General features: G+C 41.7%; 24 protein-coding genes and 1 pseudogene. 2 read left to right on the top strand and 23 right to left on the bottom strand.

Annotation, left to right across the window (positions count from 1 at the left end):
- The 17 genes and pseudogenes from M1D71_RS29295 to M1D71_RS29215 form a co-directional block, all read right to left on the bottom strand.
- Nucleotides 1–1557: a recombinase family protein gene (locus tag M1D71_RS29295; protein WP_458124751.1), complete on the bottom strand. Its 1557-nt coding sequence runs from the start codon at nt 1555–1557 to the stop codon at nt 1–3.
- An 11-nt stretch (nt 1558–1568) separates the two neighbouring features.
- The gene (locus M1D71_RS29290; RefSeq protein WP_458124750.1) at nt 1569–1709 is read right to left on the bottom strand and encodes a hypothetical protein; all 141 of its coding nucleotides are present in this window, start codon (nt 1707–1709) and stop codon (nt 1569–1571) included.
- 49 nt (nt 1710–1758) lie between these two features.
- Entirely contained in the window at nt 1759–2253 is a 495-nt protein-coding gene (locus M1D71_RS29285) for a JAB domain-containing protein (RefSeq protein WP_458124749.1), read from the bottom strand.
- A 351-nt stretch (nt 2254–2604) separates the two neighbouring features.
- Complete coding sequence (locus tag M1D71_RS29280; RefSeq protein WP_458124748.1) at nt 2605–3600, bottom strand: hypothetical protein; 996 nt, start codon at nt 3598–3600, stop codon at nt 2605–2607.
- Complete coding sequence (locus tag M1D71_RS29275) at nt 3588–5570, bottom strand: bifunctional DNA primase/polymerase (RefSeq protein WP_458124747.1); 1983 nt, start codon at nt 5568–5570, stop codon at nt 3588–3590. The genes M1D71_RS29280 and M1D71_RS29275 overlap by 13 nt, the downstream gene beginning before the upstream one ends.
- 196 nt (nt 5571–5766) lie before the next feature.
- On the bottom strand, nt 5767–6303 hold the full coding sequence (locus tag M1D71_RS29270) for a bifunctional DNA primase/polymerase (protein WP_458124746.1): 537 nt from the start codon (nt 6301–6303) through the stop codon (nt 5767–5769).
- Nucleotides 6304–6337: 34 nt separating this feature from the next.
- Nucleotides 6338–7372: a hypothetical protein gene (locus M1D71_RS29265; protein ID WP_458124745.1), complete on the bottom strand. Its 1035-nt coding sequence runs from the start codon at nt 7370–7372 to the stop codon at nt 6338–6340.
- A gap of 318 nt (nt 7373–7690) precedes the next feature.
- A complete protein-coding gene (locus M1D71_RS29260) occupies nt 7691–8347 on the bottom strand; it encodes a hypothetical protein (protein WP_458124744.1) in 657 nt (218 codons plus the stop codon).
- A 115-nt stretch (nt 8348–8462) separates the two neighbouring features.
- Nucleotides 8463–8885: a JAB domain-containing protein gene (locus M1D71_RS29255; protein ID WP_458124743.1), complete on the bottom strand. Its 423-nt coding sequence runs from the start codon at nt 8883–8885 to the stop codon at nt 8463–8465.
- Between the two features lie 135 nt (nt 8886–9020).
- Nucleotides 9021–10140 (bottom strand): annotated as a pseudogene (locus M1D71_RS29250) (IS3 family transposase).
- 726 nt (nt 10141–10866) lie between these two features.
- The gene (locus M1D71_RS29245; RefSeq protein ID WP_458124742.1) at nt 10867–12159 is read right to left on the bottom strand and encodes an IS4 family transposase; all 1293 of its coding nucleotides are present in this window, start codon (nt 12157–12159) and stop codon (nt 10867–10869) included.
- 718 nt (nt 12160–12877) lie between these two features.
- Nucleotides 12878–13054: a hypothetical protein gene (locus tag M1D71_RS29240; RefSeq protein WP_458124741.1), complete on the bottom strand. Its 177-nt coding sequence runs from the start codon at nt 13052–13054 to the stop codon at nt 12878–12880.
- Complete coding sequence (locus tag M1D71_RS29235) at nt 13047–13244, bottom strand: hypothetical protein (protein ID WP_458124740.1); 198 nt, start codon at nt 13242–13244, stop codon at nt 13047–13049. Before M1D71_RS29235 ends, M1D71_RS29240 begins: the two co-directional genes overlap by 8 nt.
- Nucleotides 13245–13852: 608 nt before the next feature.
- Complete coding sequence (locus tag M1D71_RS29230) at nt 13853–14584, bottom strand: hypothetical protein (protein WP_458124739.1); 732 nt, start codon at nt 14582–14584, stop codon at nt 13853–13855.
- 284 nt (nt 14585–14868) lie between these two features.
- Nucleotides 14869–15168 (bottom strand): hypothetical protein, encoded by a 300-nt coding sequence (locus M1D71_RS29225; RefSeq protein ID WP_458124738.1) that lies wholly within the window; start codon nt 15166–15168, stop codon nt 14869–14871.
- A gap of 2 nt (nt 15169–15170) precedes the next feature.
- A complete protein-coding gene (locus tag M1D71_RS29220; protein ID WP_458124737.1) occupies nt 15171–15374 on the bottom strand; it encodes a hypothetical protein in 204 nt (67 codons plus the stop codon).
- Nucleotides 15375–15671: 297 nt separating this feature from the next.
- Nucleotides 15672–15923, bottom strand: coding sequence for a hypothetical protein (locus tag M1D71_RS29215; RefSeq protein WP_458124736.1), 252 nt, complete (start codon nt 15921–15923; stop codon nt 15672–15674).
- Between the two features lie 80 nt (nt 15924–16003).
- Here M1D71_RS29215 and M1D71_RS29210 point away from each other — a divergent pair, with 80 nt between their 5' ends.
- Nucleotides 16004–16288: an SOS response-associated peptidase family protein gene (locus M1D71_RS29210; protein WP_458124735.1), complete on the top strand. Its 285-nt coding sequence runs from the start codon at nt 16004–16006 to the stop codon at nt 16286–16288.
- A gap of 355 nt (nt 16289–16643) precedes the next feature.
- On the opposite strand, the gene M1D71_RS29205 is transcribed toward M1D71_RS29210, so the two are convergent.
- Both M1D71_RS29205 and M1D71_RS29200 read right to left on the bottom strand, forming a co-directional pair.
- On the bottom strand, nt 16644–17327 hold the full coding sequence (locus M1D71_RS29205; RefSeq protein WP_458124734.1) for a hypothetical protein: 684 nt from the start codon (nt 17325–17327) through the stop codon (nt 16644–16646).
- 38 nt (nt 17328–17365) lie between these two features.
- Entirely contained in the window at nt 17366–18943 is a 1578-nt protein-coding gene (locus M1D71_RS29200) for a hypothetical protein (protein WP_458124733.1), read from the bottom strand.
- 272 nt (nt 18944–19215) lie between these two features.
- On the opposite strand from M1D71_RS29200, the gene M1D71_RS29195 reads away from it, so the two are divergent.
- Nucleotides 19216–19587: a helix-turn-helix domain-containing protein gene (locus M1D71_RS29195; RefSeq protein ID WP_458124732.1), complete on the top strand. Its 372-nt coding sequence runs from the start codon at nt 19216–19218 to the stop codon at nt 19585–19587.
- Between the two features lie 28 nt (nt 19588–19615).
- On the opposite strand, the gene M1D71_RS29190 is transcribed toward M1D71_RS29195, so the two are convergent.
- The 4 genes from M1D71_RS29190 to M1D71_RS29175 all read right to left on the bottom strand — a co-directional run bounded on the left by M1D71_RS29190 (nt 19616) and on the right by M1D71_RS29175 (nt 22904).
- Complete coding sequence (locus tag M1D71_RS29190) at nt 19616–20149, bottom strand: hypothetical protein (RefSeq protein WP_458124731.1); 534 nt, start codon at nt 20147–20149, stop codon at nt 19616–19618.
- A 537-nt stretch (nt 20150–20686) separates the two neighbouring features.
- Nucleotides 20687–21070 carry a hypothetical protein gene (locus M1D71_RS29185; protein ID WP_458124730.1) on the bottom strand — a complete coding sequence of 128 codons (384 nt, stop codon included), beginning with the start codon at nt 21068–21070 and terminating at the stop codon, nt 20687–20689.
- Nucleotides 21067–21486: a hypothetical protein gene (locus tag M1D71_RS29180; protein WP_458124729.1), complete on the bottom strand. Its 420-nt coding sequence runs from the start codon at nt 21484–21486 to the stop codon at nt 21067–21069. The genes M1D71_RS29185 and M1D71_RS29180 overlap by 4 nt, the downstream gene beginning before the upstream one ends.
- A gap of 197 nt (nt 21487–21683) precedes the next feature.
- Nucleotides 21684–22904, bottom strand: coding sequence for a DNA-methyltransferase (locus M1D71_RS29175; protein WP_458124728.1), 1221 nt, complete (start codon nt 22902–22904; stop codon nt 21684–21686).
- Nucleotides 22905–22955: the final 51 nt, after the last annotated feature.

Below are 22955 nucleotides of genomic sequence, written 5' to 3'. Positions count from 1 at the left end.
CTAACGCTCCCCTTCATGTTGTAGTGTTGGAATTTCCAGATTAAGTAGTGCAGCAGAACCTTGAATCACTGCATGTTTGATATTACGATCAGCAGGGAGGGTGATTCTGGAGATCATACTTCGTAAAAGTGACTTCTGTTGCTCTGACGTTGCCCTTTGCAATACAGGCTGAAAGTCTTTAAGCACACGGCGGATACTCCCAAGGAGAATAGGTTGCTCTGGATCATCAGCGATTCTTTTCTCCAGTTCCTTCTTTTCCTGCTCAAACATAGCTGTTTGGCTTTGAAGTTTACCGAGTTTTAGCTTCAGTTCCCGACTGTCGATATGTCCATCTTCAAAAAGCTCGTAACAACGGAGAGTCCGTTTCTTCAATGATGCCTTTTGTGTGTCAATCTCTTTAAGTCTTTTTCTGAAAGGCTCCAATTTTTTGTCTCGTCTTTGATTAAGCTTTACCGCCAACTGTTCTGCTATGGTAGGCTCCGAAAGGAACTGTTGCACATGTTGGTTTACCCATTCCTCAGCTTGTTCAGCAGGAACGTGATGAGGTTGACAAGCTGCGTATCCCCCAGAGTTATATCTACCACATACATAATAATGATCTACGTATGAGGATTTTCTTTTCCGTTTGCGGGATACATGGGCGGTAACCATGCTGTTTCCACAGGTTGGACATTTAAGCAATCCAGTTAGCATAAAAACACGGGAAGTGCGCTTGTTAGGCTGATGGGAGCGGTGAGCTAATTGTTGCTGTACCTGCTCCCACAGTTCTATTGAAATAATCGGTTCATGCTCTCCGTCTACTATTTTTCTGTGTTCCGAGGCAGACTTGTCTGTATAGGCTATCTTGCCGATATAGTTAACATTCGTTAAGATACCTCGCACCGACGCACTATGAAATATTTTTCGTTTTTTAGTTCGATAACCGTTTTTGTTTAAGCGATTCACGATTGCTTTTAGACCTAGACCACTGGCATACCATGTGAAAATAGTTTGAACCAGCTCTGCTTCATCAGGAATAATCTCTACATAGGAGAGATGTCGGTTCACAGGATGAGAAACCCAGCGATATCCCATTACTAAATTCCCACTATTCCATTTACCGAGTTTGTTACGACGGTTCATTCCAAGACGGACGTTTTGCGTAATTTGGCTACGCTCATGCTCAGCGACGGAGCCGAGCATCTGGAGCGCAAACTTCCCCATGGGAGTATCGGTTTGAAGATTTTCCGTAAGGCTATGAAGTGTAATACCATGTTTGTCAAAGAGTTCAGTGATGAATAATAAATCCTTTAAACTTCTTGATAGTCGACTTAAACGGAGGCAGAGAACCTGCTGAAAATGCTCTGCACGAGCATCTTCAAGCATTTCATTCAGTGATGGTCTACCAGAAATAGACTTGCCCGAACGTCCTGCATCAATATAGAGTTTGTAAATATCTAGCTTTCTTTCCCGGCAGTAATCATAGAGTGCGGATTTTTGTGCTTCTAAACTAAAACCTTGGACTTGTTCCTCCGTTGATACGCGAATATAAAGCGCGACAACCTGTTTTTCCATCATGTGTTTCACCTCTATGCAGCATTTGATTGTGATGCAGGGACAAGCTTATCTGTTTCAGTGGAATCTTCTTCAGCGTGAAGGTAGCAGCAGATCATATCTGCAAGAATATCGATGAATAAATCGAGATCGTTGTTTTCCGTGGAATGGTTCATGGTATAGGTGCCTCCTGTAGTGAATGTTAGTTAGTTGTTGTAGCTGTGATTACATCAATGCCTTCTCCTTCATGCTAATGAAGCTTTCATTCCCCAAAATAATGTGATCCAACAGTTCAATACCAAGCAAGCAGCCGCTATCTCGCAACCGCTTTGTCAGTTCAATGTCCTGTGGACTTGGATTGGGATCTCCCGAAGGGTGATTGTGACAGGCAACGATGGCGGCAGAGTTAGCGAGGATGGCCAACTTGAACGTCTCCCTGGGGTGAACCAGGGAAGCGTTTAGTGTTCCGGTAGAGACAGTATGGATCGCAGTTGGCTCATTTTTGGCGTTTAGACAAAGAATGGAGAAAATCTCTCTATCACAATCACCAATGAACTGACGGAACAAGTCAGCGGCGTCCTGAGGCTTGCGGATTGTTCTACCAGGGTAAAGGATGGATGATGACTCCCTGACCATCCGTAAACCGACAACCTGAATGCGTTTGGCTGGGGTATTTCCCTTCTTGGGCCTTTGATTATTAGGTGCTTGGTTACCCGCCATATATGAACCTCCACGATAAAATGTAGTTGATTATTCGTTATCATGGTTATATTAAATGCTTTAAAAATGAACAGAATCGGTTTTCCCCGAGGGGTTGGTTACGCCCCGGACCTCAGTGGTTGAAACCCCATCTGGCACATGGTCTTCTATGTCTTGCCCCCGACGCCCCCTGGATTTTAGGGAGAAAGAAACATTTTTTTTGTCAGGGGGGATTCTATTTTTTTCTATTTTTTTATTTTTTTTCGGGGGCAATGGGGGCAGTTGACCGAAATCGCTTACCCTGCATGAGCTTTCATTGGCCCCAAGTTTTTGAATCTCAGGGGGCATAGCCCCCGCTTCTGGGGCAAAGTTTTAAAATCCCTCCATAGGATCAAATTCTTCAGCATCATGGGTAGTTACCAGAGTCTCCTCACGAGTCTTGTTTTTAGTGCTGGGCTCCACGTTCTCATTTAGAGCTTCTGTTTTCACCCACAGCAATCTCTGACGTTTCTTGTTAATAGTTTTTTTCGCGAGGCAGTGGCGTCGATTTTCGCCCTTCTCTTTTGAAACATCCGTATGTGTTAAGTCAGCATCAGCTAATTCCTTCCAAAGAACAGCAGGGGTGATAGGGAAACGCTCACCACGTATGGACAGGAAACGGCTAACTTCGTTATAAATTAACTCAGGTAGGAAGTAATAGTAATTCTCATCCTTCCAGCCAACAAGAGCACTATTGTTAGGTAAGGTCTTCGGAACGGGATCTTGGTGCACACTATTACAGTGAATGCTTTGGTTAGCCAGCAGTTGAGAGACAATAGTTAAGAAACGGGATGATGGTTTAATATCAGTAACTTGTTGGCCTTGTTCTTTAGCGATCTCAAGAAAAACATTCCAGCCCTCACTACGAAGTTCATCTCCCATCTCGGTAGTTACTGCTCCAACACTTTCAGCGTATTCTAGACCCGAGTTCAGTCCCAAGTACAACCAAACCGCTGCTTCTACCATTCTGCCGTGTACGCCTAAGTGGGATGCTGCTTTTCTTCTTTCACTAAACAACTGTCTCAGTTCATTGTGGTCGGGTTTACTCATGGACTGTCCGACCCATTCCAAGTAACCTTTCATTGCAGCACTCAATTCTTCGAAATTATCCTGAGCCTGGGTTAAACGGTCCAGATTTACATCTGTTTTAAGCAGTTCAGCAGGGAACAAACGGGCTACGCTTGAGCCGCCACCAATTAAATCTTCTGCGGTGACGAGTGCATTGCCCCGTGGCGGGTAGTCTGGTCTGAGAGACGTATCCTGTTTCATACGCCCCCGACCTACGCGATCCCCGTAGCCTCTGAGTATCTGTTGCGCTAGTTTTTCCATGCTTTTCTTCTCTCCGGGTGAAGTGGTAGGATGATAGTCATCAATGAGAAGAAGCGAATCCTTTGTATCAAAACCACGTTTTTCAACCGAGTTAGCTGTATCCTTAAAGCTTGCTGGCGGGGCTCCAACAGGTTACCAAAGTGACAGAGAAACAACTTGGCTAAGGTTGTTTTACGACTGCCTGTGTAGCCGTGAAGCCAAACCAAAAACTTTGGTTCAATACCCAGCACGCGAAGCCATTCACAGAGCGGTGATAAGTAAGTCAAAGCCCACAGGACAAGTGTTACCCGATGTGGAGCGACATTTAACAGGTTCAAACTTGCTTTCATTGCTTCTGTGTCACTGGTGTCGAAGTTGGAAAGATTATAGTTTTGAAGCCGCGCTTCCAGTTCAACTTTGACATTGGGAATGCCTAATGCACCGCCAGCATGTAAGTACGTCCACCTATCGTCAAGGTTAATCCAGCCCAAATGGGTGTAAATTCGTTCTTTTATCGCCTTTTTAGAAGTGGATTGAATGGCGAAGCGAACCAAGTCGCGGATTTTATAACCTGGAAAGAGAGACGGTTCAGGTCCCCACATGGTTAACCACTTCATACTTTCGAAATCCTGAGCAGGCACCTGAATGGAAGGTAGCCTTCTCTGTGAGTCTATGAGTAACCCATCAATCTCATAAAAAATATTTTTTTCGGTGCCATTATCTTTATTAATGGATTTTACAATTCTAGCGACAAAGTTAGCGATTGGGACATGCTCTGTCTCCCCGTCAATTTTATATTTGGCCATACAAAGAGAATTATGGTGTATGGCATGATTGCCTCCCATTAAATGAATGTAATCTTCGGAGGACAATTTTTTTATGACAGTTTTCTTGGTCTTTGGTGAAATTAATAGTGTCACAGGAGAGTTTTTAGGCTCTTGGGTATCCTCATCCAAACTCACACTAGGATGGCATTTCGCAATTTGATCTAAGCCACATCCCAATGTGGCGCATCGAGTAGGGCCGTAGGAAGCATTGGAACGTTCTGCGTGCAATTTCCGAATACGATCTTCACTGTGATGATCATGCTTTTGACTGAGTTGTGAAAAGGTCAAGGCAGTTTTGCTGTATCCTGCCCTAACCAGCATGGACACAATGTGAAGCCACTGAGTTTCACTGCATCCATGTAGTTGTTGTTCTGACATTGCCTCTTTCATCACCTTGCATTTACTTGAAAGGCGTTGTAACTTGTCTTCACTAACCAATGAATGCACAGGCTTTGCTATCTTGGAAACGGAAGCAACCTTTGACCGGAGTAACGAAGGTCCTTTTGGTGAAGTTGTCTGCTTGCTGAGTTTTCCTTTGATTAGCTGATCCAGTACATTCTTGGGCAAGTCGGCTAGTGGAAGGTCACCGGGGCCTCTATCTTTAATCCAAAGGTATTGCCCACCATTTTGATGCCGAGAAGGTGGAATGACCGTCATTTGTCCATCAGCCAACAGAGCCAATTCTTCGTGCTCCACTTCGGCATTGACGTCAGCAAGTTTTCGCAAAGCCACGTGCTTTGGTATACGAAACAGATATCTCGAACCTCCTCCTGGGGTTGAAAAATGCCAAGTGGGAGGAATGTTTCCATCAAATAACTGCTGCATTTTGGTTTGTCCGTATTCACCGTCAATGTCGAATCCGACCATTCCCACTTCTCCGCCAAGGGTCATGCCTAAATTCAATCTTGGTGTTTTTTTGAACCACTTTTCGAGAACAGCAGGATCTCCGGAGGCCTTGGAAGGCCAATTGGCGATCAGGGGGGCCTTTCCTGGTCTAGAGCAGTTCTGCTTGTGTTTTTCAGAAGCACCCTTATGATCTGCCGGGCACAATGGGAGAAACTTAAAACCCATGTTACCTTGGGCTAAAGTTAATGCTGCTGTATGAACAGTCAATGTATTTAAAATACTTGCCGAGAGTGTGTTATTCCTATTAAGTATTGTCATGCTGGATTCACCTTCCATATTGTTATTAAAAGGGGGCGTAGCCCCCGTTATATTGAATAAGAAATGTTGTAAATGTAATCATTGAATGACTTTGCGTCGGCGTTTATGTTTGAATGCGCTATGTGTTTTTTTTTTTCGCCGTTATCCCAGTCATCAAGTTCAACCTCTGTGTCAGTAAGGGCCCTAGTCTGCTTTGTCATTTTACATACCATCCATTCTGGCGCTGTTGCGGGATATGGCTGGTACTGAATGGACTGTTTATCCACTGGTATATACCTCCGTTGGCATGAATTGATGGGGGAAGTATGGTCTGACATCTTTCCCCAAGAAGACGGCATTCACTGTGAGCTTGGGAAGCATCTTGAACATGATCGTTGTTCATGGTCTGATTATCGGGAATGCGGTACAAATACCGCTTCCCCTTATTAGGGGTATGAAAAGTCCATGTAGCAGGCAGGTCCCCTTCTCCATCGAGGTCAATTCCAACGAGACCGCTTGGATTACCGAGTAAAAGTCCAATGTTAAAGCATCTCCATGTCTCGGTCCATTCTTCGATTTGCTTTGCGGTTGGTACGCTACAATGCTGCCAGTTTTTGATTAATGGGCGCTTGCCTGACCGATCGCAGGAGGCTTTATGTCTGCCTGTCATTCCGTCATGGTCATGTGAACAGACGGGGAAGACCGGCCAGCCAAATTCGGCGTAAGTGTACATGGCATTAATTATCTTCTGCATAAATGTGCACTCCCTCAGGTATAAATTGTAGAGATCAGTATTCGGTGTTCGTGAGTATGAATAGAATGCTCAGTACCTCCAGACTTAGCTCATCGAGAACCCGAATTACGTAAGGGTTGAGAATCTCTTGAATGTTTATGACAATATCAGATACTGTGTTGGCAAACGGACCTTCTGATGACATGCATTCAAGGTAAATGCGTCCGTCAAATACCATTGATTCCAATACGTCAATATGTTGGCTGACCAACTGAATAATTTCTCCTGCAGATTGTCCTAATTGGACATTCAGGCTAATTCTGAAAGTCGGCATAAAGAAGACGGTATGGATCGACGCTTCAAACTTATCAGGAAGATTAATATCGAAGCCGAGAGGCGTAGGGAGTTGGCTTTTGACGACGGCCTTTAGTTTCTCCAAGTTATCTTCCCGAATATAGCCCATAATCGTCTTTTTACCCTTGGGATCGTAGGAAGGAAGAAGCATTCCAGATCCCTTGAATATGTCGGTGATTTTGCGTGGGACAAAGTAGTGATCGTAGAACCAATCTTCTCTGCCACCTCCACCGTCAATGATGGAGAGACTCACGTCTTCAACTAGGAGTCCCAAGACATCGACAAAGTAGCTTTTAAGGTTTGAGCGAATTGTCCCTACTTGTTTCGGTTCGAAGTCGCTAAAGCTGATTGGCATCGTCGGGAACCAGAGAACAGTTATTCCAAAATTATCCTCGTAAGTATGAATCCGAGAGCCGAAAAGCGATGAATCAATCCGCCGACGGGCCTTACCAATAAGGTGTTTGCCATTGTCAGAGGAAAAGGGGATATCGTCGACACCCGTTATTACCAGCGAAATGTAATCTAGGTGCTCTTCTTGTAGATAACGGTCGTATTCGTCGGCTAACAACCGATAGAGGCCGAGATCGAGTTGTCTACCGGTAGCCTCCGAGCCTTCAATGTGCTTTAGCTCATTCAGTAGTGATGGACTTACCGTACCTTCGGACGTGATGTTCAATGCTTGTTTCCATAGGTCATGATTTTGTAAAAATTTGATTGCGTGGGTTCGATTTGTCATGAGTAAAACCTCCATTTTATTAGGTTTACCGCGTGCGATCTGCAATGCGGTACTTATCCTCCATTGCGGCGAAAAGTTGCTAGAAACGGACGCTTGACTAGAGCGTTGGTAACCGGCGTTATTCAGTTGTCAAGAAGAGGAGGACTTCAGAGCCTTCAGTGCTGAGAGGTGCTTAGAAATCTTATGAACAAATCATAATCTGATTGAAAATCGAAAAAAATGTACATTTCCATGTGAAAACGTGTCTTATGTACACAAACATACGTTCCTAAATTGAATATGAAAAAAGCAGCCTTTCGGCTGCTGTGCTTCATGTGCTTATTCGCTTCCTTTTTGGTTGTACCATTCCTCTTCATTCATTTTCCTTATGGCAGTGGACATTTTTTTTATCGTTCTTTGAACCTCATCTCTATAAAACTCAGCATAGAGGGTGGTTCGATCTTCGGGTACTTTCTCGGCTATGTACTTAAAGTCATCCATGAGGCGGTCAATAATCTCCATTTTCAATTGATGAGTAAGAATGAGGCGAATATCCGATGAATTGTAGAAAATCTCTTGAAAATTTACATAATCATCCATATTATTTTCCATATCCACAAAGTCTGCCTGATCGATAGCACCCTTGGTTTCGATTAGGTCCTTGGCGTATTCAGTGATTTTGTTATAATCCTGATCCTTGAAGGCAAGCCCAGTTTTGTAGATGGAGATATGCCGGATTAGGAGCATAATAGCGGTTTTTTGGTTCGCGGGTATTCGGAAGGGGGAGTTCTCACCTGTACGGTAATCATCCACATTTCTACCTAAAAGCGAGCAAGCTTCTTTGAAGTTGGCAAGGGCATTCCGATATGCCCGATCTCCACTAAGATTAGGGAAAATTTCGTTGGCCAGCGATCTTAGCGAGTAGTAATCTTTAGTGGAATCAGATTCTTTTGATGTTGAATAATGAGTGCTTCTGTTATAGGGTTTTTGTTCCATGATGTATTGTCTCCTTTCGTGTAGTTAATCATATCAGGGGAATGGAAATGAGTCCAAAATCACGGAAAGGATATGAAAAAGGGACAGGGAGCCAGGTCTCCCGGTTTGTTATAGCTTACATGTAATTCTCCTCCTTAAGCGAGCAATAGCCGTTGCCTGCAATGATGATATGATCAAGGAGGTCAATGCCAAGAATTTCTCCAGCCTCATATAGCCGCTTTGTAATGGCGATGTCTTCCGGTGATGGAGTTGGCACACCACTTGGATGATTATGGGCAACGAGGATGGTTGCGGCATTGCTAAGGAGAGCAACCTTATAACATTCTCGCGGATGTACGATGCTGGTATTCAAGGTGCTGATATGACATGTTGTAATCCAGTTGACCTGATTTTTGGTATCCAGACAAACGACCAGGAAGTGTTCTCTGTCAGCATTTTGAAGGAAGGGGCGCAGGAGCTCCACAGCCTCATGTGGGGAACGGATGACTCGCTCGGAGTAAAGGAATGAGGATTCTCTTACAATCTTCAGGCTGACCACGTTTACTCTTTGGCCGGGTAGCTTACTTTTCTGATATTATCTCCATTTTTCAGACTGCTGAGGAGAGATATACATAGTGGGAACCTCCCCCACTATACTTTTTGATGAGGGGCACGATGGATTGTCAACATTAAATCAGACAACTTTTTTAAGGGCTGTTTGACGATACTGAACGGGCGTCATATACCCTAGTGATCCATGAACTCGGTGCCTGTTAAACCAGTTGACGTAATCGTATAATTCCAATTCCAAATGACGGAGGTTTCGGAATTCCGTCTGGTAAATAAACTCCGTTTTCATGACCTTGTAGGGGCTTCGGCCACGGCGTTATCGTAGGGACATCCTTTCTTGCTGAGTGAGCGGCCGATACTAAACGTATTGAGAAGCTGATCCATCGTGTGGTTTTTAAACTCACTTCCACGGTCCGTATGAAACCACTGGATTTGGCTCAGATCACCTTCTACCGTTGCAAAGGCACGCGAAACCAGAGCAGCGTCCTTATGTGGACCTGCACTGTGGCCAATGATCTCGCGATTGAACAGGTCAATGAGGACGCAAACATAATGCCACCGATGCCCGACCTTCACATACGTGAGATCGCTTACGACAAAGCGCTTCGATTCCGTCTGATTAAACTCACGATCTAATTCATTCGCCGTTGTCGCGTCATTACAAGCTGTTTTGTGAAGCTTAAACTGGGCAATGGTGTACGTGGAGACAAGGCCTTGCTCTTGCATGATTCGACCAATGCGACGTCTGGACGCGATGAGTCCTCGTTCATCAAGTTTGGCTTTGATCTTTCGTGTACCGTAGGCATTTCGATTCTTGCGAAAGATACTCATAATGGCTTCCGTTAGCTTGTCTTCATCTAGCTTTTCTTTCGCTTCATAATAGAACGTGCTTTTGGCGATTTCGAGGACGCTACACAGTGCTGATACCGAGTATTTATCACGGTTATTCTGGATGATAGCTACTTTCGTCCCATGATCAGCGCGGCTTGCTTTAAAATGTCGTTCTCCATTCGTAGACGCTCTAGCTCTTTACGCATAGCGATTAATTCGTTTTCTTCAGGTGAACGATTGTCCTTTTCTTTGAATGAACCGCTTGCCTTCGATTGCTTGATCCAGCGATCTAGAGCCGAAGCGGTGAGGTCGTATTCCTCCACAATGGCAGCTCTGGACTTGCCATTTTCATAGAGCCCTACCATTTGTTTTTTGAACTCAGTTGTAAATGTGCGTCGTTGTTGTTTAGGCATTGTAGAGATCCGCTCCTTAGCATGATAGTTTTATTCTACAAGCCCTTATTTTTTCTGTCCAACTAAGTGTAGCCGATCCACGACAACTATTCTGACATAGAGGGTTCCCCTCTCGCGCCTTCGCGGGGCCTTTTGTTCTCCACCTGTTCCCAGGGTGGTACACTGACTTTGTAATTATTTTCACACCTTAAAGAATTCAAATTCACTGTCTTGACATCGTGTAGCACCATACTTTGGACTAGATCTTCTACCCGAGTGTCTGCTTGCGGAAGGGCGAAGGCTCATTTCTTCAAGACTGAATGTGTTTCCACCATTGGATATCGTTTTGTAATCAAGTGTGTTGTTTTTCATTTTCATACTCCTCTTAAATGTATTTTGAATGTGTAAACTACTCTACCTTTTCTACGTTTATATTTCTAACTCTGAAATTAATGACCTGAAAAAAGTTCATGACAAAAACGAAAAAAGGAATAGCAAATGCTATTCCTCAAAATTCTCTCTCTACCCTCTTCAAAAAGGCATTCTCTTGAAAACATAGTAAATGAAATCAGTTTATTATTGTTAGACATGATCATTACACCTCAAATAGTTTCTTGTCAGGACTTATTAGATTTTAACAAAAATGATCTATTCTCGGTAAATATTTTTAATTCCCCACTAACTTACTCAACTTTCGCAGCTCAAATCTCCAAACAAACCCTTGATATAACTGGGTAAACCGAAGATTCATTCCTGTAGTTGACAAAAAATAGACGTTTTGTTCTTTTTCGTTTTCGCTTGAGACATGTCGAGAAATAGACTCATCAGTTGCTGAAGCGCCGTTTGAAAGTCCAGATCGCGAACCTCATCGGCAAAGAGAAAAAAGAGTCCTCCCAGTGTGCGATCATCACTGGTTTCGCGCCGTTCATATTCCATCGCCAAATAACGGCTGAATACAACCGTCGTGTGACTAATCAGTTGGTCGAAAGAACGTCCTTGAAATTCGGTTCCCAGTTTCAAATAACTCTTCGTGACTTTAAAAAAGGTCTCAATACTCCAACGCATGCCGTAGATTCGTACAATTTCAGCTGCATCCAGCGTGACATCTGTACTTAAAATGGTGAGCCATTCTCGTCTTTTATTCCGATTGCGCACAAAAACAAGCTTCACGGGCAGACCGCACGAAGTATGCACGACCACGGAGCCTTTGATGTCTTTTGTACTCGATTTGGGTAGGCTTTGAAACACGGCACTCAGTGTCATTCGCTGTCCCTGTACGAGATATCGCTGCTTCATTTCCTTGATCATTCCAATCACAGGCAGACCTCTGCCTGTGAGCTGGCGAAGAAGTGGAGCTTGCGTAAACCAGCTGTCCATCAGCACGTAATCCGCAGTGAAACCGGCTTTTAAAGCCCGATCTAACAAGCCTACAACCGCAGCAGGCTTACGGGAAAAAGACTCCATTCGGCGTTTGTATCCATGGCTGCGTTTGGAGAGATGGGAAACCATTTCGCAAAAACGATTGGCCAGTTTGGCGGAAGACAGCATGACAAAATCGAGCGGCGCAAAGCTAAAACCGTCCGACCAGCCGAGGGTGAGCATGGTGTAGCCTTTGATGTACTTGCCTGCGGCATGGTCAAATACACGTGCCAGCAGCTCTGCTTTTTTACTCCGGTTTCGGCTGAGCACCGAATCGTCAACGATAAATACACGCACGCGTTTGGAGGAAACGAGCGATTCAAAATAGCGTACGATCTGAAGACTTAACGTCTGTAAAAATCGCCGCCAGGCAAAGGAAGGTTGATTTAAGAATCGATAGACGACATCTTTTCCTGGCAGGTCGGCTCCGCGGTCACTTTCCAGAAGGCGAAACCAATTCTTCCCTTCAAAAACCAACGAGAACACGATTCGAAAAATGGCTAAACTGGAAAGGCCAAACGATTTGGAAATCCCTGCATGCCGCAAGGCTTTCCCGATGTGAAGTGTAGCAAAAAGTTTAGAAAAACGAGACTGTTCAGACAGGGAATGTTGTTGTAACATAGGGTTACACACCTTTCTTGTTGGCATGGTTGATCGACACTTCCATGATACCAAACAAGCGAGGTGTTTTTTGTCGATTGTACTAGCGATATTGAATTATTCCTACGCGCACAAGGGTTTAGACGGATAATTCAGCTGCGAAAATTGAGTCAATAAGTAAGTGCTGTGCAATGAATTGATCCTTTTGCTAGATTTAATTAGTGGAAGTCATGATTTAATGATATGGATCTATTGAGGCTTTGCCTTTCAATGATTCGCCACACATCAACCACATGATTACTGCATCAACACATTAACAGCTAATGCTAAGATTAATTTTTATCTCTGGTAGTACCACCTAAATAAAAAATGTCATACAATATATGCTATTTAAATTTACGTTCCCCAAGACCGTATATCCATATAGCTCTAATTTACAACTCTACTCACTAATTTCTATAAATATTATAATGACCATTTTCTTAAACGATGAACAGGGTACAAGTATTACAATGTTTATTCTAATAAAAAGAGTAAACATTTTACTTTAATCTAACAACGTCTATCACTTTTTTACTCAATCTTTTATTAACACAAAATAAAGCCACCGAACTGATTTAATCTTAGTCAGCAGCCTTAATTTAATTATAGTGGAAGCAAAGAGAGTCGAACCCCTATCCGAAAATAACAGTGCATAAGCTTCTACGGGTGTAGTCACAGTTTTGATGTCATCCGAGTATCAATAACCCACAAGAACAGGATTAGCCCAAGGCGGATTCTCTGGCTTCAACTCTCTTGCAATTTGATCCGGATCAACCAGTTCACCAAGCCACTCTCTCATTTGCATGCTGAGTGTACTTTCTCCTGCTCCATTGGTTCCAGCAAACACAGTCATGACTGGTCTAATTTCACTCATGATACTCCAACTCCTTGCGTTTCCCAGTAGCATCAAATATAATTTCAAATTTATTACCCGCAGCATCCTCACGAACGCGTTTGTTATTCTTTATATAATAAATAGAGGCACCTGATTCTTTAGCTTGTTTCCGTGCATGTTGATTTGCTTTTTTCAAAATTTCTTGGAGCTGTTCTCGATTTTCAAACATCTGGAGTCCCCCAATCTAAATTTCTGTTTATTATATCATAAACTAAAAAACCACCAACCAGAACGCTGGTTGATGGCTTCTTGACTCTAATGGAGGCGAGGGGCATCGCCCCCACTTGGTACATAATATTTTTAATTGATACCCTGCTCCACTCAATAAGAAATAAAAAAAGAAAATGATTGGTATCTCACACCAATCATTTTCTGAAAGCTTTATTTACTCTTATTTCTTTGTTTGAAATAAGCGTTTGTGACTATCATAGCTGCAATAAGAATTAGCACTATTGAAGAATTAGAAACACCTTTGTACGATTGAAGAAGTAGCATTGATAATGAAACTGCAATTAAGATAACGCTTGTAAACTTATAAGAAAATTGATTTGGCTTTTTTCTGAAAAAAAGATAAAAGGCTCCCCACAACAAACCAAATAATATTAATGTAACTGTAACCATCATCGCTAACATATTAAAGAATCCCTTTTAGTCAAACTCATCAGACCTCTCTATAATAAATTCACCAAATCTAGATATTAATTATATCATGGCTGTTCTGAGAAAACATAAAAATTCCCCAAGTTTCGATGAAGTGATTATGAGAAACATTTAAAATTAATAGGGAACTTTGCTATTTCTAGTAACTTCGTAATAGGTGACAGGTATCCAGTGAAGGTTAAGTGTTATACCATTATTTGTAACCGAGTTGCTAGTGATAATAGATTCAGCAACCATAGTATAACCTGCATACATAATTGCACCAGCAGCCGCAGCTGCAAAAGTACCTGGATTAGGGAATAGTGCAGTAATTAGACCTGCAATCGCTGCTTCAGCACCAAATCCAGTAGCAAAATTCTTCAGCTGTTGAGCAAACAGTGTAGCGTCAGTTTTGTTAAAAGTCAGTGCTACACCCCACCAATACTGATTAGCAAAGGCACCACTTTTTTGTATAGATGCAAAACTAGAAGTATTTTGTTTGGCAACAACCAAACCATCTTGGATTGTTGTTGACCCTGATTTCAATGAATTATTTAGGACCTCAATTCCCTCAATAACAATCTGATATGTATCAGCGGAAACAATCTCTTTACCTTTAGGATCCAAATAGAGCAGACCATCTGATCCTTCTGAAATATAAGAATTAAGCAAACTAGCTTCTCCAATAACATCCCAATTAATATCAGATGTATTTATAGCAGTTTGATTCAAGACACGAGACTCTGATGCAAAAAATGATTGTTGTTGCAAATCGTTATTATTCACTGCAGGATTTGCAAACATCATAGAAGGAACCAACCCACCTAACAAACTCAAAGACAGAACGCCATTAATTACCTTTTTCTTCATCTCAACCTCCGAAATTTTAGTAAATTTGTAATGCATTTATTACAATATACTATATTTCATTATTTGTAAACCCATAAAATAACAAATTAGTATCAGTATATATTATTTCATTTAATGTTATATAAATCACTAGTAACGACAGACTATTTGAATCATAATTCAATATTTTTAAAATAAATGGCCTTGTACTAACTAACTGAGCATTGGACTTTTATGCCGCATATTCGCACAACTTTTTAAGTAAAAATACTTTCTGTGTATAAATCGGTAAATCCCCCGCCAGTTTATTTAAATATATGTCTTTTAACATTCGGTCCATTAGCTTCAGTCGGCGACTGCGCCTTTGTAAGCTTAGCCCTCTCAGATTCTCGTTCCCAACCTTCTAGGTTAACAAGATTGCTGGTGTCTGATTTATCTCCCCAATTTATGTACTCCGATTTAGATAGACAATCAAGAGCAGCCATAGCATCCGGCTTACCCTTCCCCGTCTTAACCGTAAGTTCATGGATCGTTGGTAAGCGTCTGCAGCCGCTACTGTAATTAAACAAGATTCTTAGTACTTTCCGTTCGTAATCAGTCAACATGTTTATGCCCCCTGTGCTGTCGTCATGATCGGATGACATGCCAGTAGTCCGGATTCCTTGAATGTCCGCGGTTGCCCTGACAATAGATCATCAGCTTTGATCATTCCGGACCGAATGCTTTTGACCTGGATACGTCGCTTTGTGATCTTGCCGCTTTTATCCTGATAAATGATTTCAACTAACCAACCCAAGTATTTCACTGGCATGTTCATCCCTCGAATAAGAACGCTTGTTTGCTTTTAACTATTATATGCGAACACACGTTCTTTTATTAATAGAAAAATGTCCAATCCGAAGACGAGGCCAGAAAAAGTCTCTTATAAAAAAACGTCAAAAAAACGAGCCTCTAGAATCGCTTCTAAGGCTCGTTTCGCGTTTAGGGAATCATATTTGACCCCCTAAAGTTTTGGTGTTTTCGAAATAGAGGTAGCTTTTCAGTGGCCTCGCCGAAGACTAGGCTATTTCTGCAACAATTCTTATATTTATGAGGTAATAAAATCCAATCACAACACAGCTGTGATAGTTAACTCATCATTTCTAAATAGTTCTAAAAAAGATTTGCCGTTAACCCTGCTTTCCTTAATCATTTCTTCATAAGTTTTATAAATTGGTCCCTGAGTCTTGTTTTCGCATACAAAAGCAAAGCCATCCTTATGAGAAAGGAATGCATACTGTTTGTTATCATAAACAAATTCCACTTCCCTGTGCTCCCGGAAAAATTGCAGAATTTCTTCGTAAGTAAACTTTTCACTCATATCGTCACCACCCACTAGTATCTATCACCATTTATCTATTAATGTCTGTGCGGGAATGTGTGTGACCCATTCGCATTAGAATGGTCATAGTCAATATCTTCATCTGCATTATCATTTTTATCATAATATCTACGTTGTTTCAACCCTACTCTTGTGTCATAAAGGTCTCCAGAAGAGCGTGGTTGCCGGTTATTCTACGCCCCGAGGATGAAGCTGGGTGGCTAAACAAGGAATCGGACAAGGGTAGTATTCTGGACCTTCTTAGCCCGTATGCGTCCGATGAAATGAGAGCATACAAGGTTGATTCTGCAGTAGGCAATGTTCGAAATAATACCGACGAGGAATTGATCAAAGCGGTCAGTTAATTATAAAGAGCTGTTCAGACAGGGAATGTTGTTGTAACATAGGGGTTGCACACCTTTCTTGTTCATGGTTGGTCGCACTTCCATGATACCAAATAAGAGAGGTGTTTTTTTGTCCATAGGCTTAGTTATATTGAATTTTTCTTACTCCAGTAAGGGTTTAAGTCGATAATCCAGGTGCGAAAGTTGAGTAACTTATATTTAGTAAGGGGAATTTCCTTTTATGTGATCCTACGTGCTGCACGCTGAGCGTCTCAGCGTCATACAAGAATATAATATACACTTATTTTTACAACTGTTTCTCTATAATCGGCCAAAAAAAAGAATGGCTACATGAGTAACCATTCTATCATCTATTTTATCCGAGATTTTTGAAATTTGAAATACCTTCCCAAATGGTTGTAACAAGGAGCCATAGAGAAGGGAAGAAGTTAAGTAAGCTCTGTATGGGGTGAAATAGTAGTCCGATAATGCTTCCCAAAAAGATCATGAATGAAGCGAACCAGATCCCGCTTATTCCGTGTAAGACATCCCAGATAATAAAAGTTATCCTTTCGAGACCTGTCAAATGCAAAGATTCATGAAAGTTCATCTTTAGATTATGGACGAGTTTACTTGGTGTATTAACGATGTAAGAGAAGTTGTACAGCGCATTTGTAGAAAGGTCAAGTGTTGTTGGTACAAAAGCTCCCTTAATGAATTTCAAATGATAGCGAAGATCTGTTTCCCCGTAAGCTAGGGCAATTTTCCTTTTGGATTTTGCATCAGTTTGTCTCATATCCTTACCTAATGCGCCAGAATTAAATGTGTCCATATAGGTTATGAAGAAAGCCTTGCTGAAATTGTTAATTTGGTCAGTAGCCATCTGACTCGTACTTGTTAGCGAAAATGATTCATTGTCTTCGCCTAAAACAGAGAATGCCGAAAGTAGCACTTTAGATTCATATTTATCATCCAAACTAGAAAAGTAAGTCCATACATAAAGAATAATTGTAAGAAAAACTGCTACTTTTGCAAAGTTCTCATAGATTCTGCTAACCAATGAAAATCCCCCTTCACTCTAAAAAATATTGATGCGGTTTAGTTATTCATGAATGTGCCATTGTTAAATATATACGCTTCAAAAAGACCTTGAGATCCGAAAGGTAGCAAAATCTTATCACCTTCTAAAACCACATCCGATTGCCCTTCCCCATACCAAATGAGTTCCAGCGGTGTAGTACCTTGCTCACTAAATACGTAATTGTAGCTGAACACCCAAATGTACGTTTCAAGCAATCCATCACTGGCTACAAGTACAACCTCCGGCACAGAGTCGTTATCAAAGTCGTGTTCTTTGACGTAAAGAGCGAAGCCTTCTTTCAAGTCACCAAAATCATCGAAAGGACCGAATGAATCTTGAGGGATATCTAATGAGAGCTGCCAACCTTGCTGAAGCGACTGGCTAATGGCTAGGGCTTTGATTCCGTTTGGGGAATCCATACCGATTAACAAATCTACAGACTCTCCGTCCAATACTAATGGCAAATGTAGATCAGCTTGGGGTGGACTCCAATTCGCGAAGTTGCTTAGGGTAATACTACCTGTCGGAACAGCGGCTGTTTCATTTAACGTCGATTGTTCGGAAGACGTTCCTGAAGTTGATTCCATTGTTGATGCTAACGCTGCTTCTTGTATTTCCATGTCGGCTGAATCGTTTTTTGCCTGAGCGTCGGCATTGTCAGTTGGTTCAGGTTCAATTGTTGCAACTGAAGATGAACGTTCCCTTACTTTGTCCACGACATGGGAGGCGAATAGTGTCCATTCGGTGGTAGCAGGCTCGAATTGCTCCCCATCTATACTGAACGCGACAACATTAAAGCTGGCATTACCAAATACCTGAAACACGGTACGTGCCAATACTTTTACACCTGAATCTTTAAAAATACCTTCATACATAACATAGTGGTCTAGATCAGATGCACCTTCAAACGAAACATTTTTCCACGAAACATCACTGAAGTAGATAGGATGCTCAACGATATCTTTTAATGTGTAGCCTGTTTCTGCAAATGAAGCATTTTGGACAAAGGTTATGTACTGCTGGTCTTCATTAGTTTTAAAGGATGCTATGGTGATGCCCGTCACAATAAGCACTGCTGTAGAGGCAATGATAGTAGTCCTTACTTTGCCCTCACGAACCACATTGACTTGTTTCGGTCTGCTGTAATCAAGACGCTGAACGAGTTGTTTTAGCAGGGCTTCTATTTCAACCTTGGAGTTGCTGACCACACGTAACCTTGTACCTGTTCGGCTAGTGAGTGACAGGTGTTTACTTCGGAAGGAGAGCCAGAAGAAGGCAATAGCAGCAATCAAAGCAACCCAGCGAATGCCAGAACCATTCAATAGTAGCAGGGCGGTAATTGCCGAGAAAAGAATTGCAAACAGCAATTGGAACCAGTTAATACTGTTTCCTACTGTGATCTTTTGAACATCCGTATAGGAGACAGTTTGCTTTTTCGGACTAGTAGGTATGATACCTAGAATTTTGCTTTGGGTCTGCACTCGAACATCTTGTTCATGGAGTGTTACGGTAAATTCTTTTAACAGGTATGTTAGATAGCTGAATCCGCCTTTCCAGGTTAATCTAAATGATTGAGGAGTGTTTTCAGTTGTCATGGGAGTTCTCCTTTTACGTATGGTTGTTGTTATATTATTTGCACTAATTTGGTTGCGATCCTCGTAAATCATCTTGCATAGCTTCCCAATTATAGCCGTCTACATTTGCTTTCATGAACACCTCACATTCGTAATACATGATTTGTATCTTAAGATACAGTTAATATCTCTAATAATTATTTAATAATACGATATTATCATGTAAATAGTATTCTTGGTAGTTGGTTCTCCTGAACCAGTCTCTCTTACGCTTAACATGAGGTGATATACCCATGGTTCATAAAGCTAAGAGTGATCAAGAATCCGCCGAGGTGTTTGTTAAATTGGTAGGGGAGAAGATTAGGGAACTACGAACAGAAAAAGAACTGTCACAAGAAAAACTGGGTGAGCTTGCGGAACTAAACTCAAATTACATTGGTCAGATCGAGCGAGGCGAAAAAAGCATCTCGGTCTACACTTTGAAAAAAGTCGCCAATGGACTCTCTCTTTCGCTGGAGGAGTTATTCAGGAAGATAGATCCTGCGAGTCATACAGACGCAATGGAAGAAATAATTGCTCTGATACAGGAAAGACCTGTCCATGAGCATGCTAAGGTATTAGCTTTGTTGAAAGCGGCTCTTGATTGGAATGAAAATTTGAATTAGAGCAGGCTGTTTAACCTGCTCTGTTTCACTATTCATTAGAATATTTCGCATTTACTTTGACGACAATATTTACGTTATTTTTATGGAATTTCATATCGCGCGTGGACTGGTTGGCTTGTTGCGTAAAGGCTTCAGTCAATGCAGGGTCATCAAATAGAATGTAATCTCTGCCTTTCTGCTTGCCAAGCATGGCAATGAAGGCATAATTGTAGCTACCTGGATTGCAGATACCTCCGGTTCCTAAAGGAATCAAGTTCATAATGTCCTGAATGGTTAGTTGTTCGGGGCTTTCAGGCTGATTGTCCAGTGCAAGCAGAAGGCAAGCAAATAGTCGATCTGCATTTGCTCTTTCGGTAATCAGGTGTAGATTGAATCGCCGACTGCTGGCGGTTTCCCAGTCCAATGCTGTTATAATCGGCTCGGGTTGAATGAATGATCTTTCGGCTGCTTTGCTGAGGATATTCCGGTGTCCGTAGGCAAACAAAAAGCGACCTAGCTTCACGGAAGCCTGATCGCCAAGGATGGATTGTGTCTTGGGGGAGAAGCTGACGGTAAAAGTCACAGTAGTTCTCCACAGATGCAGCAACATCTTCAAGCTCTACGCATTGGTCTGTTAGTTCAGCTTTTGTGAGTAGGTCGTTCATCCCCATGATTCGGCGGGAGTCAGTAAGTTCGGTTTGCTTGGAACATAGAAGGTGGGCAAGAAAGACGATGGTATTGAAGGAATATTCCCCTGTTCCGAGTAAGTCTTTCCAGTATGAGATAACAGATGACGGTTCTGGTTTATACTGCTCCACGAAGTTCTTCCAATTGCTAATGACAGTTAGGTGGAGCTTTTTGTACGGGTATGGAATGCTTTGTTGCTGCCATTTGCCGCAAGACCATGACAGGGCAGAACGTAGAGTATGGGCTTCGATGGTGGGAGGAACAGAGAACTGTTGTTTCCAAGCCTCTAGTGGCTCAATGGGATACTTGGCAAAGGGAAAGCGGCTAAGGTGTTGTTCATGATGTGTTTTCACGAGCGCAGCCAGTGATTTTTTCTTGGCATCAGTCAGTTGCAAAGGCATTTGAGGATGCTCCTTTCATTGGTAGAGTAGTCTTAGTTGGCGTTGGCAAGGAGCCATTGTTCGGTCTCAGTCGAATGAATACCTTGTAACGTAAAAAACGTCATACTGTACTCATTGTCTAGCATGACGTGGATTTTAAACAAAGCGTATTCCTCATTAAAAGTGTATTGTTCAATGTATTCAGGGTAATACGCACCCGCAGAACAGGAGAAGGCAGTTTCATCGTGTTGAATGGGAGTGAGCTGATCGGCAGTTTCCAGGATGAAGTACCATTGACCGGATGGAGGGAAGTCTTCTTCTTCATGTGCGTTGCGAAGTTGTTGCATGTAATCGAGGATGAATGTAAGGCAGTCTGTAGGAAATGAGTTGGTTTGGATTAAGGTAGCGAACTGCGTATCAGATGTCAGGTCGATCATTTTTCTGATTCCTCCTGATGGCTGTTACCTTGTGGGTTATAGCGTGGATGGTTGTTAGCTTCGGCTGCTGCAAGTGCTTGGGGTGAAACATAGAACGGTTCAGCCAGTTCCGAAACCCAGCCCAGTGCGAACTCAATGGGACTTCCTTCAATAGCAGGAGGTCCATCTGCCCAATCCTTTTCTAGTGCGAATTGGATATTGTCCTCTCCTATGGTTACAAACAAGTCTGTACCGTCATAATAGGGGTTCACTGTGTCTTCTTCTTGAAACGTAAGAGCGACCCGCACTTGATGCACGGGTTGCTCTTTTTCGTGAACTTTTATCTCCTTTTCCGCAATAGCCAGGAAGCGAATATCGCCTTGCGGATTGAAGATTGACTCCAATATTGCTAAGAGTTTTCTTTGTGTAATGTCCATTTGATACCTCCATAGATTGTATTCAAAGGTATGATATAAAGATGAAACTTAGTTTATTACATATAGTTGGATTTATTGAATTTATTTCAATCGAGAAAAAACTGGTGTGAGTGGAGTTACAGAGCCTCATTACAAATGTATTTGGCTATAAACAAGAGCACAACCTGAAATAAGGGAGTGCTCTTGTTTTGCTTTACTTATGAGTTGTGAAATAATTCAACTTGTTTTGGTAGGTCTTGTTCTGGCTTCTGTTTTTTAAGATTCAAAGTTTCAGGAAGCCAGTGGTTGTTCTTTCTTCTTACTTTTTTAGTTGCTTCACTAAATAAAATGTTCTTCGAATCATCAATGTTACTTAAGACGCTTTTATGAAATTCAATGTCATTAAAACGTTCTTTTATTGTTTCAATAGGCCCAATCTCACAACCTATCCATTTCCGTTTTAGAATTTCGCTGACAATGTACGTTGTTCCACTCCCTCCAAACGGATCAAATACTGTATCACCTTCATTTGTTGCCAAAGTAATTACCCTTTCTAAGAGTTTTAAAGGCAACTCATTACTGGTTCTCGTTTTATACTTGCTATGTCTTACGGGAGATATGTCATACCACACATCAGTTAGATTGATACCCATTGGATTCAATTTATCTTTGTATCCCCCATAATCGCGAATGTCACCACCACAATGTCGGCAAACTTCTAAGGGTCTTCTTTCTGTATTAAAGACACTAGGTTTTTCACCTTTTGTATAGTACAGAAGTGCATAGTGAGATGGATAAAGTTTATTTTGAATAGGAAGGCTGTATTTAACATCTGCAGCTATCCAATGACGTAGAGTAAGGTGTTTGTTTAGAATTTCAGCAATATAAGTATTCCACACTGGTAAATTCCAAATAAATAGAGAGCCCCCCTCTTTGAGTAGATTCACACATTCCATAACCCACTCTTCTGTCCATTGTAAATATTCTTCTTTAGAGAGTTTGTCATTGACTCCGGACTCATAACTTTTATTAAGGTTAAATGGTGGATCTGCAAAAATAAGATCAACCGATTCCTTAGGGAGTGATCTCATCAAAGGGATACAATCTGATTGAAAAAGTCTCCCGTTCTCTGTCTGAAATGCTGGTTGTATTTCTACATCCTCTCTTTTGGGTTTTTCCTGTTTGAAAAACTTCGAAATTTCTGATGAATGAGTAGCCAAAAACTCTTTGAGTTCATTATCTAGAAAGCCTAAACGTAGTTTGAATTCTACCTCTGATTGATTCGTAGTGTATAGGATTTTTTTTAAGTCTTCTTTATGTGGATAGATCATCTCTTTAGAGTAGTATTTTAATTTACTAAGCTTCACGCCAGAGTGCTTAGCAAAATTCTTAAGTCCAATATCGTCTGTAATGTTTATTGCAGAATAAAATTTATTCATTTGTAACCCTCCATTATTTTATTGTATCAATTATCTATATCAGTGTCATTG

The organism is Paenibacillus sp. Z3-2, assembly GCF_054161325.1.
The sequence above is the reverse complement of the archived record's forward strand: the minus strand, read 5'-3'. Positions and strand labels throughout refer to the sequence as shown.

Excerpts from the sequence above, each read along its gene's own strand:
- M1D71_RS29215 (WP_458124736.1), bottom strand. The coding sequence starts at position 15,923 with ATGAGTGAAAAGTTTACTTACGAAGAAATTCTGCAATTTTTCCGGGAG.
- M1D71_RS29200 (WP_458124733.1), bottom strand. The coding sequence starts at position 18,943 with ATGACAACTGAAAACACTCCTCAATCATTTAGATTAACCTGGAAAGGC.
- M1D71_RS29240 (WP_458124741.1), bottom strand. The coding sequence starts at position 13,054 with ATGAGTGAAATTAGACCAGTCATGACTGTGTTTGCTGGAACCAATGGA.
- M1D71_RS29285 (WP_458124749.1), bottom strand. The coding sequence starts at position 2,253 with ATGGCGGGTAACCAAGCACCTAATAATCAAAGGCCCAAGAAGGGAAAT.
- M1D71_RS29270 (WP_458124746.1), bottom strand. The coding sequence starts at position 6,303 with ATGCAGAAGATAATTAATGCCATGTACACTTACGCCGAATTTGGCTGG.
- M1D71_RS29245 (WP_458124742.1), bottom strand. The coding sequence starts at position 12,159 with ATGTTACAACAACATTCCCTGTCTGAACAGTCTCGTTTTTCTAAACTT.
- M1D71_RS29230 (WP_458124739.1), bottom strand. The coding sequence starts at position 14,584 with ATGAAGAAAAAGGTAATTAATGGCGTTCTGTCTTTGAGTTTGTTAGGT.
- M1D71_RS29295 (WP_458124751.1), bottom strand. The coding sequence starts at position 1,557 with ATGATGGAAAAACAGGTTGTCGCGCTTTATATTCGCGTATCAACGGAG.
- M1D71_RS29290 (WP_458124750.1), bottom strand. The coding sequence starts at position 1,709 with ATGAACCATTCCACGGAAAACAACGATCTCGATTTATTCATCGATATT.
- M1D71_RS29275 (WP_458124747.1), bottom strand. The coding sequence starts at position 5,570 with ATGACAATACTTAATAGGAATAACACACTCTCGGCAAGTATTTTAAAT.
- M1D71_RS29220 (WP_458124737.1), bottom strand. The coding sequence starts at position 15,374 with ATGCCAGTGAAATACTTGGGTTGGTTAGTTGAAATCATTTATCAGGAT.
- M1D71_RS29175 (WP_458124728.1), bottom strand. The coding sequence starts at position 22,904 with ATGAATAAATTTTATTCTGCAATAAACATTACAGACGATATTGGACTT.
- M1D71_RS29195 (WP_458124732.1), top strand. The coding sequence starts at position 19,216 with ATGGTTCATAAAGCTAAGAGTGATCAAGAATCCGCCGAGGTGTTTGTT.
- M1D71_RS29210 (WP_458124735.1), top strand. The coding sequence starts at position 16,004 with ATGGTCATAGTCAATATCTTCATCTGCATTATCATTTTTATCATAATA.
- M1D71_RS29225 (WP_458124738.1), bottom strand. The coding sequence starts at position 15,168 with ATGTTGACTGATTACGAACGGAAAGTACTAAGAATCTTGTTTAATTAC.
- M1D71_RS29235 (WP_458124740.1), bottom strand. The coding sequence starts at position 13,244 with ATGTTTGAAAATCGAGAACAGCTCCAAGAAATTTTGAAAAAAGCAAAT.
- M1D71_RS29185 (WP_458124730.1), bottom strand. The coding sequence starts at position 21,070 with ATGATCGACCTGACATCTGATACGCAGTTCGCTACCTTAATCCAAACC.
- M1D71_RS29265 (WP_458124745.1), bottom strand. The coding sequence starts at position 7,372 with ATGACAAATCGAACCCACGCAATCAAATTTTTACAAAATCATGACCTA.
- M1D71_RS29180 (WP_458124729.1), bottom strand. The coding sequence starts at position 21,486 with ATGGACATTACACAAAGAAAACTCTTAGCAATATTGGAGTCAATCTTC.
- M1D71_RS29260 (WP_458124744.1), bottom strand. The coding sequence starts at position 8,347 with ATGGAACAAAAACCCTATAACAGAAGCACTCATTATTCAACATCAAAA.
- M1D71_RS29280 (WP_458124748.1), bottom strand. The coding sequence starts at position 3,600 with ATGGAAAAACTAGCGCAACAGATACTCAGAGGCTACGGGGATCGCGTA.